The following is a 15,812-nucleotide window of genomic DNA, read 5'->3' on the forward strand; positions in this document are numbered from 1 at the left end:
ATTTGAATTCAACAAGCCCGCCCCTACGCGATCTTGAGTACCACCCGCCGGTCCCCAGTGCCGGCAATTAGATAGCCCGCGATCGGCTTCCACTGGAATTGCTTGCGCGCCTGAGCGTGCTCCGGAACGGCCCCCGTGCCCGCCCCGTTGAGCAGGCGGCGCCAATGCCTAAATGAATAAGGAAACTCCCCTGTGAGTGAATTGCATACCCACCAGCTGCTCTCCGACGACACCGGCACCGAGACCATCGAGCCGGAAGAAACCATCATCTCGGACGAGAAGCCGCACGAAATAGCCGAAAAGTCGTTCGCCGACTTCGACGTCCGCGCTGACATCGTTGAGTCACTGGCAGACGCCGGCATCACGCACCCCTTCCCCATCCAGGCCATGACGCTGCCCGTCGCCCTGTCAGGCCACGACATCATCGGCCAGGCCAAGACCGGCACAGGCAAGACCCTTGGCTTCGGCATTCCCGTCCTCCAGCGCGTGGTGGGCAGGGACGACGCCGGGTTCGACAAGCTGCCCTCCCCGGGCGCGCCGCAGGCCATGGTGATCGTTCCCACCCGCGAGCTTGCCGTCCAGGTGGCCAACGACCTGCAGACCGCATCCCGCAAGCGCAACGTCCGCATCGCCACGATTTATGGCGGCCGCGCGTACGAGCCGCAGATCGACGCGCTGCAGAAGGGCGTGGAAGTGGTTGTCGGCACACCCGGCCGCCTCATCGACCTCTACAAGCAGAAGCACCTCGTGCTCAAGAACGTGAAGATCGTGGTCCTCGATGAGGCCGACGAGATGCTGGACCTCGGCTTCCTGCCCGACGTCGAGACCCTGATCGCCGGGACCCCGGCGGTCCGCCAGACCCTCCTGTTCTCGGCCACCATGCCGGGCCCGGTCATCGCGATGGCCCGCCGGTACATGACGCAGCCCACCCACATCCGCGCCGCCGATCCGGACGACGAGGGCCTGACCAAGCGCGATATCCGCCAGCTCATCTACCGCGCGCACAGCATGGACAAGACCGAAGTGGTCTCCCGCATCCTGCAGGCCCGCGGCCGCGGCCGGACCATCATCTTCACCAAGACCAAGCGCACCGCAGCCAAGGTTGCCGAGGAACTGGTGGACCGCGGATTCGCCGCAGCTGCCATCCACGGTGACCTCGGACAGGGCGCCCGCGAGCAGGCCCTCCGTGCCTTCCGCAACAACAAGGTGGACGTCCTCGTGGCCACCGACGTCGCCGCCCGCGGCATCGACGTCGACGACGTCACGCACGTCATCAACTACCAGTGCGTCGAGGACGAGAAGATTTACCTGCACCGCGTGGGCCGCACCGGCCGCGCCGGCAACAAGGGCACCGCCGTGACGTTCGTTGACTGGGACGACATGCCGCGCTGGGGCCTCATCAACAAGGCGCTGGGCCTGAGCGTTCCGGAGCCGATCGAAACGTACTCCTCCTCACCGCACCTGTACGAGGACCTGGACATCCCGGAAGGCACCAAGGGCCGGCTGCCGCGCAGCAAGCGCACCCTGGCCGGCGTCGACGCCGAGGTCCTGGAGGACCTGGGCGAGACCGGCAAGAAGAACAGCCGCTCCGGCGGCCGCGATGCCGGCCGCTCCGGCAGCAGGGAAGGCAGCCGGGAAGGCAGCCGCCGCGGCGGTGACGCCGGCAAGCGTTCGGGCGAGCGCCGCCGTCGTTCTTCAGAGTCCGGCGCGGATGCCGGAACCGGCCCCGCTTCCACTGCGACTGTCGAAAGCGAGCAGCCGGCGCGCCCGCGCCGCAGCCGCACCCGCACGCGCCGCCGCAATGGCGAAGTGGTTTCCGGCAGCGAGTCCGCAGCAACCGGCTCGCAGCCGGGCGGCACCGAGGCTTCATAGCCTCAATGACTGAAACTGTCTGGGCGCCGGACGGCAGCAACCTGGTGGTGCACGCGGATAACGCGGACTTCCTCCCGACGCTGCCGGACGGCGCCTTCACGCTCATTTACGTGGACCCGCCCTTCAACACCGGCCGGGCCCAGCAGCGCCAGGAAACAAGGATGGTGCTGAACGCCGGCGGCGACGGCGACCGGGTGGGCTTCAAGGGCCGCTCCTACGACACCATCAAGGGTGCCCTGCACCGGTACGACGACGCCTTCAGCGACTACTGGTCCTTCCTCGAGCCGCGCCTGGTGGAGGCCTGGCGGCTCCTGGCCGACGACGGCACCCTGTACCTGCACCTTGACTACCGCGAGGTGCACTACGCCAAGGTCATGCTGGACGCCATCTTTGGCCGTGAGTGCTTCCTCAACGAGATCATCTGGGCCTACGACTACGGTGCGCGCGCCAAAAACCGCTGGCCCACCAAACACGACAACATCCTCGTGTACGTCAAAAACCCGGCCAAGTACCACTTCAACAGCGCCGAGGTGGACCGGGAGCCCTACATGGCGCCGGGGCTCGTGACTCCGGCCAAGCGTGAGCTGGGCAAGCTGCCCACCGACGTCTGGTGGCACACCATCGTCTCCCCCACGGGCAAGGAAAAAACCGGCTACCCCACGCAGAAACCCGAGGGCCTGGTGCGCCGGGTGGTGGCTGCGTCCAGCCGCCCGGGTGACTGGTGCCTCGATTTCTTCGCCGGTTCCGGCACCCTCGGCGCCGTGGCGGCCAAGATGGGGCGCAGGTTCGTCTGCGTGGACCAGAACCAGCCGGCCATCGACGTCATGGCCAAACGGCTCGGGGCGCACGCCGAGATTGCGTCCTGCCCGCCCGCGTAGGCATCAGCCCAAGTAAGTAGCACGTCAGGGCGTTCCCAGCGCTGGGAATGCCCTGACGTGCTACCCAGTTGGGATTCGGCGGACGCCAGATGGGGTTCAGCGCACGACGGCGGTGCCCGTGCCCAGCTCCTCAATCCGCTCGAACACGTCCGGCGCAGTCAGGTTCTCGCCCAGCCGGTTCGGCTTGCCCAGGCCGTGATAGTCCGAGGACCCGGTCACCAGGAGCCCGTGCTGGGCGGCCAGCTTCCGCAGGAACTCCCGGCCCTCCTCCGGGTTGTCCCGGTGGTTGACCTCCAGCCCGGCCAGGCCGGCGTCGATCATGTTGTGGTACGTGCTTTCACCCACGATGCGACCCCGTGCGGACGCAACGGGATGGGCAAACACGGGAACGCCGCCCGCGGCACGGACCAGTTCGACGGCAAGGGCCGGCTCCGGCGCGTAGTGCTGCACGAAGTAGCGGGAGTGGGAGGTGAGGATGGAGGTGAAGGCCTCGGAACGGTCCGCCACCACGCCCGCCGCCACCAGGGCGTCGGCGATGTGCGGCCGTCCCAGCGTGGCCCCCGGCGCCACATGGTGGATCACGTCGTCCCAGCTCAGGGGATAGTCCTCGGCCAGCAGCGTAACCATGCGTTCGGCGCGGGTGAGGCGGGCCTCCCTGGCCTTCGTGATTTCTTCGAGCAGCCCCGGGTGCGTGGGATCGTGCAGGTAACTCAGGAGGTGGACGCTGATCCCGTGCTCTGTCCGGCAGGAAATCTCCATCCCGGGCACCAGCGCCACGCCGTCATCAATCGCCGCCCGGGACGCTTCCTCCCAGCCGTCCGTGGAGTCATGGTCCGTCAGCGCGATGACGTTCAGCCCTGCAGCCGCCGCGGCTGCCATGACCTCCGCCGGAGTTTCCGTGCCATCGGAAATATTCGAGTGGGCGTGCAGATCTATCCTCACCAGCCCAGCCTAGTAGATGCCGCGCCCCAGTGGCCGGGATGGCCATGATTCTCCCTCCCGTTCTCCCTGCGGGGCCGGTGTTGGCCTAAGCCGCTCGGCTGGTGAGACGATGGGACCGTGAACTCAGCAGACAACACCCACAACGGTGAAAACACAGCTTCCCAGCCCTTGGAAGAGCGCGTTAACAACCGCTCCCAGCGGCCCAGTTCCGCGGCTTTCAAGGCCTTCATGGCCAGCAACTGGGCGCCCGCGCCGCAGGTGACCCCTGAACGGGACGCCGTCGCCGGCCACGCCGCGAAGAGGCGGCGGGCCATCTCCGACCAGTTCAAGGGTGAACGCCTGGTGCTTCCGGCCGGGCCCCTGAAGGTCAGGTCCAACGACTGCGACTACCGCTTCCGGCCGCACTCCGGCTTCGCCCACCTCACCGGCCTCGGCCTGGACCATGAGCCCGACGCCGTGCTCATCTTCGAACCTGTCGAGGAGGGAAAGGGCGACGACGGCGGCAGCCACCGCGCCACGCTCTACTTCCGGCCGCTGGCCGGACGGGACACCGAACAGTTCTACGCAGACGCGCGGTCGGGAGAATTCTGGATCGGGGCCCGGCCCACGCTGGCCGAGTTTGAGGCCCGGCTCGGAATCCCCACTGCCCACATCGATGAACTCGAGGTGGCCGTCACCAAGAACGTCGGCGCCCCCGAAATCGGCGGCGTCTCCATCCGTCTGGTGCGCAAGGTGGACGAAAACATCGACGCGCTCGTGGACACCGCCCGCTACAACACGGCCAAGGACCCGGACAACCTGGACCTTGGCGTGCTGGACGCCCTCGACGAGAAGCTCTCCGAAGCACTCTCCGAGCTGCGCCTGACCAAGGACGAGTGGGAAATCGAGCAGATGCAGATCGCGGTGGCCGCAACGGTGGAGGGTTTCACCGAAGTGGTCAAGGCTCTGCCCCGCGCCCTGACGCACTTCCGCGGTGAGCGCGTGGTGGAGGGCGCCTTCTTCGCCCGCGCCCGGGAGGAAGGCAACGAACTCGGCTACGACACCATCGCCGCCGCCGGCAACAACGCCACGGTGCTCCACTGGACCCGCAACACCGGCAAGGTCAACGCCGGGGACCTCCTCCTGCTGGACGCCGGTGTTGAGGCCGATTCGCTCTACACGGCGGACATCACCCGCACGCTCCCGGCCAACGGCAAGTTCTCGGACGTGCAGCGCAAGATCTACGAAGCCGTCCTCGACGCAGCCGACGCCGGCTTCGCAGCCGCACAGATCGGCGTGAAGTTCCGCGACATCCACACGGCCGCAACCACCGTCCTCGCGGAGCGCCTTGCCGAATGGGGCCTGCTCCCGGTCCCCGTCGAGGAAGCCCTCGGCGAGGACGGCCAGCAGCACCGGCGCTGGATGCCGCACGGCACCAGCCACCACCTCGGCCTCGATGTGCACGACTGCGCCCAGGCCAAACGGGAACTCTACCTGGACGGCGTGCTGCGCGAGGGAATGGTCTTCACCATCGAACCGGGCCTGTACTTCAAGCAGGAAGACCTCGCCATCCCCGAGGAGTACCGCGGCATTGGCGTGCGCATCGAGGACGACATCCTGATGACCTCCGAGGGCCCCGTGAACCTCAGCGCGGCGCTGCCCCGCACCGCGGACGACGTCGAGGCCTGGATGGCCGGGATCTACCAGGAGATCGACGCCAAAGGTTAGTAATTGCAGAAAGGGACGGCCACCGGGTGATCCGGCGGCCGTCCCTTATTGCTGTCTCCCGCTACTGCTGGTGCTGCCCGTCCCGGCCCTGCTCGGCCTGGTTCGGATCCACCCGCACGCCATACTGCGGCCGGCCGTCCGGCAGGTCCGGGTAACGGACGGACGCCGGGCGCTGGCCCGCGGCCGGCGCGCCTTCCGTGCCCTGCTCCTGCTGGCTGGCCCCGTACTGCTGGCCCTGCTGGTTGGCCCCGTACGGCTGTTCCTGCGGCTGCCCGCCCTGGGCGTCCTGCTCCGCACCATACTGTTGGTTTGCGCCGTACTGCCCGTTGGCGTCCTGGTTGCGCTGACCGTAGGGGTCGTTCCAGCCCGCCGGCCGCTGCGGCGCCTGGCCCTGGGACGGGCCCTGCGGCGGACCCTGGTGCCGGCCCGGCTGCTGGTAGGGCTGGTTCTGGTAGTCGTGCTGGCCCTGGTAGTCGTGCGGGGCGTGCGACGCCGGCCGCGCACCCGGAGTGGCGTCGGACGGCGTCATCGGCAGCTGCTGGAGCAGCCGCCGCGCCTCGTGGGCAGCCTCCAACGCCACGATGACGTCGTAATTGGTGGCAACCACCTGGCTGGTGGACGTGAAGTCGCGCTTGCCGCGCTGCATGGCGTAGGTCACGATCCCGAACAGCATGAAGAACGCCGCGCCCATCAGCACCGAGCTGATGATGGAGAACGTCCCGCCAGCCGGTGTGAAGAAGGACAGCATGACGCCGACGAACAGGCCGAACCACATGCCGCTCAGGGCACCGGAGAGCGCCACCCGGGGGTAGCTGAGGCGGCCCGTCACGCGCTCCACCATCTTGAGGTCGTTCCCCACGATGGACACCAGGTGCACCGGGAACTGCTGGTCAGCGAGGTAGTCAACGGCCTTCTGGGCGTCCAGGTAAGAGGTATACGTGCCGACGGTGTCCCCGGTAGGGACAGTCTTCGACTCGTCCGAGCCGTTGGGCGCAGCCTTCGGAGCACCAAAAATGTTAGCCATACCCCCATTCTTGCCCATAAGGATGGGTGAAAGCTGAAAATTCAGCTAAAAGAGAGCAGACTCGGTAGCCTGTAGAGGTGAGCACGAATCCTACCCGCGTCTTTGTTGCGCGCCTCCTGGGACTGGACGTCTTCGACCCTCTGGGCGACCGTCTGGGACGATTGCGTGACGTCGTCGTGCTCTCCCGCGGAACCCGGGGCGCCCCGCACGTGGTGGGCATCGTCGTCGAGGTGCCCGGCAAGAAGCGCGTGTTCGTCCCGATGACCCGCATCACCTCCATCGACCAGACGCAGGTCATCTGCACCGGGCTGGTCAACCTGCGGCGCTTCGAACAGCGCGGCGCCGAGACCCTGGTGGTGGCCGAAATGTTCGACCGCCGCGTCACCCTCACCGACGGCAGCGGTGACGCCACCATCGAGGACATCGCCATGGACCAGCACCGCTCGGGCGACTGGTTCGTGAGCAAGCTGTTCGTCCGGCGCGGACACTCCCTGGCGCCCCTGAGCAGGCTGCGCCGCAACGAAACCATGATCATCGACTGGGCCGACGCGCACCAGGGAGCGAAGACAGAACCGCAGGCAGCCACCCAGTTCGTGGCGAACCACGAGGACCTCAAGCCCGCGGACTTCGCCGAGGCGCTGCAGGAAATGAGCGACAAGCGGCGGTTCGAAGTGGCCAGCGAACTGCAGGACGAGCGGCTCGCGGACGTCCTGCAGGAGCTGCCCGAGGACGACCAGGTGGAAATTCTCTCCGCCCTCGACGTCCAGCGCGCCGCTGACGTCCTGGAGGAGATGGACCCTGACGATGCCGCCGACCTCCTCGGTGAGCTCCCGTCCGCCCAGGCGGAGGAACTCCTTCAGCTGATGGAGCCCGAGGGCGCCGAGGACGTCCGTCGCCTCCTCGAATACGACGAGGACACCGCCGGCGGCCTCATGACCCCCGTGCCCGTGATCCTGCCGCCCGAAGCCACGGTCGCGGAAGCCCTCGCCCACGTCCGGCGCGAGGAGCTCTCCCCTGCGCTCGCCTCATCCATCTTCATCGCCCGTCCTCCGCTGGAAACGCCCACCGGCCGGTTCCTGGGCGTGGTTCACATCCAGCAGCTGCTGCGTTTCCCGCCGTTCGAGTCGCTGGGCAACCTCGTGGACAAGAACCTGGAACCTCTCTCGGACCTGGCCCACATCAGCGAAGTGGCCCGCACACTCGCCACGTACAACCTGAACTCGCTGCCGGTGGTCAACCAGGCCGGCCGTCTGGTGGGCGCAGTGACTGTGGACGACGTCCTGGACCATCTGCTGCCCGATGACTGGCGGGCTAACGACGGCGAAGCCCCGGTCAGAAAGCTTGGTGGCCGCATTGGCTGAGAACACGGCAAAGGGAACCCGCACCGGCGGAAAGCCGGCAGGCCAGGGGAGCCTGGACACGCCGCTGAGCGGCCGCCAGCGCATCCTACCCAAGTTCTCCCCGAACCCCGACGCGTTCGGCCACGCTACGGAGGGCTTTGCCCGTTTCATGGGCACGCCGCAGTTCCTGCTCTACATGACCGTGTTCTGTGTATTCTGGCTCGCCTGGAATACCTTCGCCCCCACGGCCTGGCAGTTCGACAAGGTCGAACTCGGGTTTACGCTCCTGACGCTGATGCTGTCCCTGCAGGCGTCCTACGCCGCGCCGCTGCTGCTGCTCGCCCAGAACCGCCAGGACGACCGGGACCGCGTGTCCCTGCAGCAGGACCGCCAGCGGGCGGAACGAAACCTCTCAGACACCGAATACCTCACGCGGGAACTGGCCTCCTTGCGGATCGCGCTGCGTGAAGTGGCCACCCGTGACTACGTCCGGGCGGAACTGCGCAGCCTGCTGGAGGACTTGCTGGAGGCCCAGGAGGAGCTCCGTACGCACGAGCCGTCAGGGCCCGGAAGCCATGAATCGCCGCGCGAACTGGTCCGGGAAAAGCTGAAGGAGAAGCGGGAGAAGCAACGCAATCCCCGCACGCAGCAGATCCCCAAGGTCAAGTCTGAAAAAACGCGCGGCCGGGCAGCCCACCGACCCACCTCTCCCGAAAGCTGAGCACCACGGCATGAGCACCACCCTCGTTCAGGCAGTCAACGCTGCCCTGGCAACCGTCATCGACCCGGAACTCCGGCGCCCCATCACCGAACTGGGCATGGTGGACTCCGTGGAAATCTCCGACGACGGGACCGTCCGGCTGGCGGTGCTGCTCACCATTGCCGGCTGCCCGCTCCGCGACACGATCACGAGGGACTCCGAGGCGGCGCTGCTGAACGTTCCCGGTGTGACCGCCGTCGACGTGGACCTGAAAGTCATGACCCAGTCGCAGCGCGATGCGCTGAAGGAGCAGCTGCGCGGCCCCGGCGGCGAGCGGGGCATCCCGTTCAACCAGCCGGGATCCCTCACCAAGGTCTTTGCGGTGGCCAGCGGCAAGGGCGGCGTGGGAAAGTCCTCGGTGACCGTCAACCTCGCCTGTTCCCTCGCGGCACAGGGGCTGCGCGTGGGCATCGTGGATGCCGACGTGTACGGCTTCTCTGTGCCGGCCCTGATGGGGATCACCCAGGCCCCCACCCGCGTGGACGACATGATCCTCCCGCCAGTGGCCTACGGCGTGAAGGTCATTTCCATCGGCATGTTCGTCACCGGCAACCAGCCGGTGGCCTGGCGCGGACCCATGCTGCACCGGGCCCTCGAGCAGTTCCTCACCGACGTCTACTTCGGCGATCTGGACGCGCTGTTCCTTGACCTCCCGCCGGGCACCGGCGACATCGCCATCTCGGTGGCGCAGCTGCTGCCCAAGGCCGAGATCCTGGTGGTCACCACTCCGCAGGCCGCCGCGGCCGACGTCGCAGAACGCGCCGGCGCCATCGCCACCCAGACCGGGCAGACGGTCGCAGGGGTCATCGAGAACATGTCGTTCCTGGAAATGCCCGGTGGCGGCCGGATGGACCTGTTCGGCACCGGCGGCGGGGAGGTCCTCGCCCAAAGGCTCAGCGCGTCGACCGGCACGGACGTGCCGCTGCTGGGCCAGATTCCGCTGGACATTCTCCTGCGGGAAGGCGGCGACTCGGGCAATCCCATCGTCCTGGGCGGCCCGGACACGCCCGCGGCGGCGGCGCTGTCCGGCATCGCCGGGAAGCTCGCGGCCAAGCCGCGGGGACTGGCCGGGATGAAGCTGGACGTCCAGCCCCGCTGATTGGGCAAGGCCCCGCTAGGTCGCCTCGGAGTCGAAAGGGGCCCGCTCCCCCACGCCGAGGCTTTCGATGATGCGCGCCGGCCGCTCCTCGGTGTGGGAAGCTGCGGCTGATGCCGCAGCGGCTACTGCCGCCGGACCGCCGGCGCTGACCGGCTTGGTGTCGTCTTCGAGGAGCGCTTCCTTGATGATGCGCCGCGGATCGTACTGGCGGGGATCGTACTTCTTCCAGTCGACGTCATCGATGTCGATGCCGACTTCTTCCTTGAGCTGTTCCCGCGCGCCGGAGGCCATCCGGCGAACTTCACGGACCAGGTTTGCCAGTTTCTGGGTGTATTCGGGCAGCCGCTGGGGGCCGATCACCAGAATGCCGATGAGCAGCAGAAGGATAAACTCCGGGCCGTTGATTCCAAACACTTTAGGAAGATTACCCTCTCCGGGGAGGCCGTGACGATTTCGGCCCGGCCGGCACCCTCTGCGGGCACGCTGCAGGGACGGGGAAGCGTCTCAAAGCCCCAGCTGGCGGGCTATTTTGCGGAGGCCGCGTTCGAACCGGTCGACCACCGTTTCCTGCGCTGCGGCTGTGCCGCCGGCAGCGTCCGTCCCGGCGGCAACGCCTGGGCTGGCCCCGCTTCCGGCGCCCGCGAGCATCGCCACGGCATCGTCGGCCGAGGTGGCAGGCAGGTCCGACACGTAGGTGAAGGTACTCCGCGGCGTCTGGTAGATCGCGCTCCACGGCGGTCCCGCCTTGACCCAGACCTGGCCGTCCGCCGTAGGTCCCGGCAGGTCAGCAGCGACGTATCCGTCGCTTCCCGCCGGGTGGCCGGTCAGCGGGTTAATCGGCCAGGGCGCCGCCGGCGATCCCTGGTGCTGTTCCAGAATCCGTGCCGTGTGCTGCCCGTCCGTGAGGCGCAGTTCAACCGTGGGCCGGCCCGCCAGCACCGTGGTGTTGGCAGAAACAAGGTGGAAGCCCATGGCACGCAGCTCAGGGCAGGTCCAGCCGGAGGACCGCAGCGCGGCGAGGCGGCTGTCCGTTCCGGGAGAATGTCCGGACTGGCCGTAGAGCGAGGCCGTGCCCGCGGCGTATTGCCTGGGTTCGCCCGCGGCCGTATAGGCTCCGGCGGCGACGGCGCCTGCCGCCACCACAGCCACCCCGCCAGCCAGCCCCGCCAGCATCATCCGGCTGGGCCGGGAAACGGGGGCCGGCGCCATGGCCAGTTGCTGGGTGCGGAGCAGGAGCCGCGCTGTCAGTTCGTCACTGGCGGCCGGGACCGCGGCTGTACGGAGTCGCTCAATGTACTGGCGCTGCCGGTGCAGCGCGCTGGCGCATTCGGCGCACGCGCGGATATGGTCCGTTGTCTGCGGGTGCCGTCCGCCCGCAAGCGGCGGCAACCCTGCCCTCGTTCTGAGCCCCTCCAGCAAGCGATGTAGCTGACCCATGTCGCCGATCAGAGAACGCCGGCGATGCGGGGCATCTTCAGCCGCGGCTTGCGTGCCTGCTGCGGGCGCGGATCCCGGTGGGCAAGCTTTTCGCGCAGCATCGTCCGGCCGCGGTGAATGCGCGAACGAACCGTGCCCAGCTTCACGCCGAGGGCCTCGGCGACTTCGTCGTACGACAGCCCCTCCAGGTCGCACAGGACGACGGCGGCACGGAAGTCCGGCGGAAGTTCCTCGAGGGCGGCCTGGACGTCGAGGTCCAGGTTGTTGAGTTCGAAGCTTTGCTCAGGGCCGGGCTCCCGGCCGGGCAGCCGGGATTCGGCGTCCTCGGCGAGGGCGTCAAAGCGGATGCGGCTCTTGCGCCGCGCCTGGTCCAGGAACAGGTTGGTGGTGATCCGGTGCAGCCAACCGTCCAGGGTTCCAGGCTTGAAGTTCTCCAGGGAACGGAAGACGCGGACGAACACCTCCTGGGTGAGGTCCTCGGCGTCGTATTTGTTACCGGTAAGCCGGTAGGCGAGCCGGTACACCTTGGCGGAGTGGTTGGTGACCACTTCTTCCCACGTGGGCATGGCCCACTCGGCAGCTTGCTCTTCAGTTGCAGGGACAGGTGCCGCAACGGATGCTGACATCGTCCACTCCCCTCGTGGATGTAATAACGCCTGACGTGCTTTACATCATTGGTTCGGCGCCGATCACCACTTGGATGAGCGGATTATTATCATGTCAAAGTTGGCTGGGAATTTCCTGACTGCAGGGCCCCCCTTTGCTAAAAGCGCAACTCCCGGCCGGAATTTCATGCCGGTTTCCGGGGATTTTCTTCGCAATTCGCCGCACAGCGTGAGAGTATGCGCCATCACAGGCGTCACGGCTGTCACTTGCCCCTCGGGCGCCGTCCAACCAAGTACGCTGTAAGAACATGCCCCCTGCCGCCCAGAAAGCGAAATCCATGAGCGCCGATAAGTCCACGAGCTGGTCCTATGCAGAAGATCTGCCTGCCGAGGATGAGGTCCTGCTGCGCGCCCGGGAACGTTCGTTCGAGCTTGGCGTGACACCCATCGGCCGTGGCGTTGGCGCCGTGCTGACTGTGCTCGCCGCCGCTTCCAAGGCGCAGACCGCCGTCGAGATCGGTACCGGCGCGGGGGTCTCGGGCGTCTGCCTGCTCCGCGGCCTCGGCCCGCAGGCCGTGCTCACCACCATCGACGTGGACGTGGAGCACCTGAAGGCCGCGCGGGAAGCGTTCCAGGAGGCCGGCAGTCCGGCCAACCGCACCCGCACCATCTCCGGCCGCGCGGGCGATGTCCTGCCGAGGCTCACCGACGCAGCCTATGACCTCGTCTTCATCGATGGGGACAAGCCCAACTTTCCCCGCTACGTGGAGCAGGCCGTGCGCCTCCTCAAGACCGGCGGGCTGCTGATCGTCAATGACGCCCTGGACAAGGACAGGGTGTCCAACCCGGCGGCCCGCGACGCAACCACCGTGGTGCTGCGCCAGGTGGGCAAGGCCGTGCGCGACGACGACCGGCTGGCTTCCGCCATGCTCCCCACCGGTGACGGGCTGCTGGTGGCGGTCAAGAAATAGGCTGGTCCGTAAGGGGCTGGCCAACACAGGCCGGCCAGGGATACGAAAAAGGCAGGGCCCGCAGCCTTCCGGCTGCGGGCCCTGCCTTTATTCTTATTCGGTGACGCCGACGAGGCAGTCCTTGAGGTTGGCCGCCTCTGTGGCATTAAGTTCAACCACGAGGCGTCCCCCGCCTTCGAGCGGCACACGCATGATCAGGCTGCGGCCCTCCTTGGTTACTTCCATAGGGCCGTCGCCGGTGCGTGGTTTCATAGCCGCCATGAGGAATATCCCCTCCAGTAGTCCCAGGACCGAGCAGCCCGGCCGGGCTGAGTCCGCGTGGTCAAAACAAAGCCGCTCTGGCGGTCCTTTCGGCAGCCGCCCTGGCTGAACAATCCGAATGCTTTTTGTCCTTGCTTATTACCTATTATCCTGTAATTACCCGTCTGTAGCTAATCGATGGACAATTCGTTCACGTCCGGATTCCTGCGTCCCTCTGCAGGCTGAGCTGGGGAAACCCCGGGCACGTCACGGCGGATAGTCCCCTCCGCCCGGCAGCTGCGCCCACGCCCACAGCCACACCACCCAGACGATCTGCAGCAGGACGAACATGGTGATCACCGCGCCGCGGTAGGCCCTGGACCGGGAAACGAGCGCGGCAGCCAGGGCCAGCGGAAACAGCGGCAGCAGCATGCGGAACGTGCTGGTCTGCGGGTGCAGGAACACCACGAGGTATCCCATGTAGCACAGGCACCACAGCCGGAGTTCCGTTCCCAGCCGGCGCACCGGCGGCGAGGCCATAAAGAGCCCGAACACCGCCACGAAGACGAAGGGTGCCACGAGCCCCAGCACCGGACCGAACAACAGGACGCCGGTGTCGAACCAGGGCTTGAAGGGCACGAGGTCGTGTCCGCGCCAAACGGTTTCGGTCTTGGTGTAGGCGGCGATGTCGCCGGTGGCCGCCCACGCGATGGCCGGCCAGGCGAGCGCGCCCGCGCCGCTGACCGCGGTCAGCCCGGCGAGGGACCACAGTTCATTCCGGCTGTGGATCTGGCTCCCCTTGGCGTCCGGTCTGTGGTTCCGTGCGGCGAGCCATGCCTCACCGGCGCGGTACAGGAACAGGATCCCGATGGTCGCCGCAAACGGAACGCCCGTGGGCCGGGAAAGGCACATGGCCACGACCACGGGAATGGCCCACAGGTAGTGCCGCCGGACCACCAGCAGCAGCGCCGCCGCCAGCAGCAGGAGGTTCAGGGATTCCGCGTACGGCACCTGGAGCACCGGCGAGACGGGGAAGGTGGAGAAGAACGCGGCGCCCCACAGGGCCGGCCAGTGGCCTGCCCGGGTGCGGAACAGCAGGTAGACCACCAGCGAGGCCGCCAGCCCGGCGAGCATCGCGATCAGGATGAGGGCGGCAGCGGGGCTGAGGCCCGCGGCAGCGGAGAGCATCCGCCCCAGCGTTGGAAACAGCGGATAGAAGGCCCAGGTGTTCTCCTGCACGTTGCCGGCCGCGTCCACCGGCAGTTCGGTCGGGTACCCGCCGGTCATGACGGACTCGTACCAGCGCGCGTCCCAGATGTTGATGAAGTTCCAGTAGTCGGGCTTGGCCGGGAACCAGGGGTTGATTCCCTGGTGCAGGGCGGCCGACATGAAGATGCAGGCACTGACCAGCCGCGCAGCCACGTACACCGCCGCCATCTGGGCCCACCACGGCCACCGGACCAGGCGGCCGCCGAGCCGTGCCGCGGCGGTCCGGAACGCCGTGTCCAGCCGCGTGCCGTGATCCGGCGACGGGGGTTCGGCTGTTGCCGGCGGCACGGGGCCCGGAGGCCCTGGGGAGCTCACGTCCGGTCCTCGGCGGCCGGCTGTTCGGCGGCCGCAAGTTGCCCGGCGCGGTCGCGCAGCTGCTCGCGGAGGCGCTCTATTTCGGCGTTCCTGGCGGCCAGCTGGTCCCGCAGGTCGTCCAGCACCTGGTCCACTTGGTCCATCCGGTAACCCCGCAGCCCCAGCGCAAACCGGACATTGTCGACGTCGGCTGGTGTGGCGTCGTCGGGAAGCAGCACCGGAGGCAGCGACGCCACGGGTTCATCGAACCCGTCGTCGAAGCCGTCTCCGGCGAGAGGCGCACGGGTGCGTTTCCTCCGCAGCATGCCCGCCCCGAGGTCGGTCCCGATGAGGGCGGTGGCTCCAATCAGGACGATGGCCAGGAAAACGAGGAAGAAACTCACACCACCAATCGTGCCAGACGCAGCCCCGCCTGCCGCTTACCCGCGCAGCTGCTGCCCTGGCTACCTACCACGGGTGGTGCTATTCGGGCCGCTGGTCGCCGTTGGTGGAGGGCGCCCGGACGTGTCCGTGGAGGACGAGGTTCACGGCCTCCTCCGGGGAGTCCACCACCTGGATGAGGTCCAGGTCCTTCGCCGAGACCATTCCCTCAGCCACCAGGGTCCCCGTGATCCATTCGATCATCGGCCCCCAGAACGCCGCGCCCAGCAGGACAATCGGGAACGAGGTCACCTTCTGGGTCTGCACCAGGACCATGGCCTCGAAGAGCTCGTCAAGGGTGCCGAGGCCGCCGGGAAGAACGATGAAGCCCTGGGCGTACTTCACGAACATGGTCTTCCGCGCGAAGAAGTAGCGGAAGTTTATGCCGAGGTCCACCCACTGGTTCAGGCCCTGCTCGAAGGGCAGCTCGATGCCGAGGCCCACCGAGACGCCGTTGCCTTCCACGGCTCCCCTGTTGGCGGCTTCCATCGAGCCAGGGCCGCCGCCGGTGATGACGGCCACGCCTGCTTCGGCGAGCTTGCGGCCCACCTCGACGCCCATGTCGTAGTACGCGCTTCCGGGCTTGGTACGCGCTGAGCCGAAGACGCTGACCGCCTGGCCCAGGTCGGAGAGCGCACCGAAACCTTCCACGAACTCGCTCTGGATCCGCATGACGCGCCAGGGGTCGGTATGGATGAAGTGGCCGGGGCCCTTGGTGTCGAGCAGCCGCTGGTCCGACATTTCCACCGCGGCCTGCTTACGGCGGAGCTCTAGAGGCCCTTTCCGGCGGGGCTGTACTGATTTTGACGGATCTGCGTTGATGCTCATCCCCCAAGGCTAACCTGCTGACCTGCAGGTATCTCTTGAATTACGATCAACCGGAAGTTGGAGTGATTGCGGTCATAACCGAGCAATGTTCGCTAGATTCATTCT

16 protein-coding genes are annotated in these 15,812 nt (G+C 67.4%); 7 read left to right on the forward strand and 9 right to left on the reverse strand.

What is annotated here, in order from left to right:
- The first annotated feature begins 192 nt into the window (after positions 1-192).
- Positions 193-1,872, forward strand: a complete 1,680-nt coding sequence (locus ABRP34_RS06580; RefSeq protein ID WP_353712650.1) for a DEAD/DEAH box helicase — start codon at positions 193-195, stop codon at positions 1,870-1,872.
- A gap of 5 nt (positions 1,873-1,877) precedes the next feature.
- Positions 1,878-2,750 carry a site-specific DNA-methyltransferase gene (locus ABRP34_RS06585; RefSeq protein WP_003805121.1) on the forward strand — a complete coding sequence of 291 codons (873 nt, stop codon included), beginning with the start codon at positions 1,878-1,880 and terminating at the stop codon, positions 2,748-2,750.
- Positions 2,751-2,846: 96 nt separating this feature from the next.
- On the opposite strand, the gene ABRP34_RS06590 is transcribed toward ABRP34_RS06585, so the two are convergent.
- Positions 2,847-3,692 (reverse strand): PHP domain-containing protein, encoded by an 846-nt coding sequence (locus ABRP34_RS06590; protein WP_043419605.1) that lies wholly within the window; start codon positions 3,690-3,692, stop codon positions 2,847-2,849.
- Between the two features lie 117 nt (positions 3,693-3,809).
- On the opposite strand from ABRP34_RS06590, the gene ABRP34_RS06595 reads away from it, so the two are divergent.
- Positions 3,810-5,399 carry an aminopeptidase P family protein gene (locus ABRP34_RS06595; RefSeq protein WP_353712651.1) on the forward strand — a complete coding sequence of 530 codons (1,590 nt, stop codon included), beginning with the start codon at positions 3,810-3,812 and terminating at the stop codon, positions 5,397-5,399.
- A gap of 61 nt (positions 5,400-5,460) precedes the next feature.
- On the opposite strand, the gene ABRP34_RS06600 is transcribed toward ABRP34_RS06595, so the two are convergent.
- The gene (locus ABRP34_RS06600) at positions 5,461-6,423 is read right to left on the reverse strand and encodes a general stress protein (protein WP_353712652.1); all 963 of its coding nucleotides are present in this window, start codon (positions 6,421-6,423) and stop codon (positions 5,461-5,463) included.
- A gap of 77 nt (positions 6,424-6,500) precedes the next feature.
- Here ABRP34_RS06600 and ABRP34_RS06605 point away from each other — a divergent pair, with 77 nt between their 5' ends.
- From ABRP34_RS06605 to ABRP34_RS06615, 3 genes are read left to right on the forward strand one after another with little or no spacing between them, the layout of a single operon-like run.
- Entirely contained in the window at positions 6,501-7,784 is a 1,284-nt protein-coding gene (locus ABRP34_RS06605) for a CBS domain-containing protein (RefSeq protein WP_003805129.1), read from the forward strand.
- Entirely contained in the window at positions 7,765-8,484 is a 720-nt protein-coding gene (locus ABRP34_RS06610; protein WP_050934402.1) for a DUF1003 domain-containing protein, read from the forward strand. Before ABRP34_RS06605 ends, ABRP34_RS06610 begins: the two co-directional genes overlap by 20 nt.
- Before the next feature lie 10 nt (positions 8,485-8,494).
- Positions 8,495-9,622, forward strand: coding sequence for an Mrp/NBP35 family ATP-binding protein (locus ABRP34_RS06615; RefSeq protein ID WP_353712653.1), 1,128 nt, complete (start codon positions 8,495-8,497; stop codon positions 9,620-9,622).
- Positions 9,623-9,637: 15 nt separating this feature from the next.
- Here the strand turns inward: ABRP34_RS06615 and ABRP34_RS06620 are convergent, their stop codons facing one another.
- The 3 genes from ABRP34_RS06620 to sigE all read right to left on the reverse strand — a co-directional run bounded on the left by ABRP34_RS06620 (position 9,638) and on the right by sigE (position 11,685).
- Entirely contained in the window at positions 9,638-10,036 is a 399-nt protein-coding gene (locus ABRP34_RS06620; protein WP_353712654.1) for a Sec-independent protein translocase TatB, read from the reverse strand.
- A 90-nt stretch (positions 10,037-10,126) separates the two neighbouring features.
- Complete coding sequence (locus ABRP34_RS06625) at positions 10,127-11,011, reverse strand: anti-sigma factor (protein ID WP_353712655.1); 885 nt, start codon at positions 11,009-11,011, stop codon at positions 10,127-10,129.
- Between the two features lie 56 nt (positions 11,012-11,067).
- Entirely contained in the window at positions 11,068-11,685 is a 618-nt protein-coding gene (gene sigE, locus ABRP34_RS06630; protein ID WP_003805137.1) for an RNA polymerase sigma factor SigE, read from the reverse strand.
- A 317-nt stretch (positions 11,686-12,002) separates the two neighbouring features.
- On the opposite strand from sigE, the gene ABRP34_RS06635 reads away from it, so the two are divergent.
- Positions 12,003-12,635 (forward strand): O-methyltransferase, encoded by a 633-nt coding sequence (locus tag ABRP34_RS06635; protein WP_003805138.1) that lies wholly within the window; start codon positions 12,003-12,005, stop codon positions 12,633-12,635.
- A gap of 93 nt (positions 12,636-12,728) precedes the next feature.
- Here the strand turns inward: ABRP34_RS06635 and ABRP34_RS06640 are convergent, their stop codons facing one another.
- The 4 genes from ABRP34_RS06640 to ABRP34_RS06655 form a co-directional block, all read right to left on the reverse strand.
- Positions 12,729-12,896, reverse strand: a complete 168-nt coding sequence (locus ABRP34_RS06640; protein ID WP_003805139.1) for a DUF3117 domain-containing protein — start codon at positions 12,894-12,896, stop codon at positions 12,729-12,731.
- A gap of 246 nt (positions 12,897-13,142) precedes the next feature.
- Positions 13,143-14,312, reverse strand: coding sequence for a hypothetical protein (locus tag ABRP34_RS06645; protein WP_353713320.1), 1,170 nt, complete (start codon positions 14,310-14,312; stop codon positions 13,143-13,145).
- A 143-nt stretch (positions 14,313-14,455) separates the two neighbouring features.
- Positions 14,456-14,842, reverse strand: a complete 387-nt coding sequence (locus tag ABRP34_RS06650) for a DivIVA domain-containing protein (protein WP_353712656.1) — start codon at positions 14,840-14,842, stop codon at positions 14,456-14,458.
- Between the two features lie 79 nt (positions 14,843-14,921).
- Positions 14,922-15,707 (reverse strand): TIGR00730 family Rossman fold protein, encoded by a 786-nt coding sequence (locus ABRP34_RS06655; protein ID WP_043419608.1) that lies wholly within the window; start codon positions 15,705-15,707, stop codon positions 14,922-14,924.
- Positions 15,708-15,812 lie beyond the last annotated feature (105 nt).

The organism is Arthrobacter sp. K5, from assembly GCF_040448525.1.
In the GTDB taxonomy this organism is placed as follows: Bacteria; Actinomycetota; Actinomycetes; order Actinomycetales; family Micrococcaceae; genus Arthrobacter; species Arthrobacter globiformis.

Bases quoted from the DNA above. Each gene is read 5' to 3' on its own strand.
- ABRP34_RS06585 (WP_003805121.1), top strand. From the start codon at position 1,878: ATGACTGAAACTGTCTGGGCGCCGGACGGCAGCAACCTGGTGGTGCAC.
- ABRP34_RS06600 (WP_353712652.1), bottom strand. From the start codon at position 6,423: ATGGCTAACATTTTTGGTGCTCCGAAGGCTGCGCCCAACGGCTCGGAC.
- ABRP34_RS06615 (WP_353712653.1), top strand. From the start codon at position 8,495: ATGAGCACCACCCTCGTTCAGGCAGTCAACGCTGCCCTGGCAACCGTC.
- sigE (WP_003805137.1), bottom strand. From the start codon at position 11,685: ATGTCAGCATCCGTTGCGGCACCTGTCCCTGCAACTGAAGAGCAAGCT.
- ABRP34_RS06635 (WP_003805138.1), top strand. From the start codon at position 12,003: ATGAGCGCCGATAAGTCCACGAGCTGGTCCTATGCAGAAGATCTGCCT.
- ABRP34_RS06640 (WP_003805139.1), bottom strand. From the start codon at position 12,896: ATGGCGGCTATGAAACCACGCACCGGCGACGGCCCTATGGAAGTAACC.
- ABRP34_RS06645 (WP_353713320.1), bottom strand. From the start codon at position 14,312: ATGGCGGCGGTGTACGTGGCTGCGCGGCTGGTCAGTGCCTGCATCTTC.
- ABRP34_RS06655 (WP_043419608.1), bottom strand. From the start codon at position 15,707: ATGAGCATCAACGCAGATCCGTCAAAATCAGTACAGCCCCGCCGGAAA.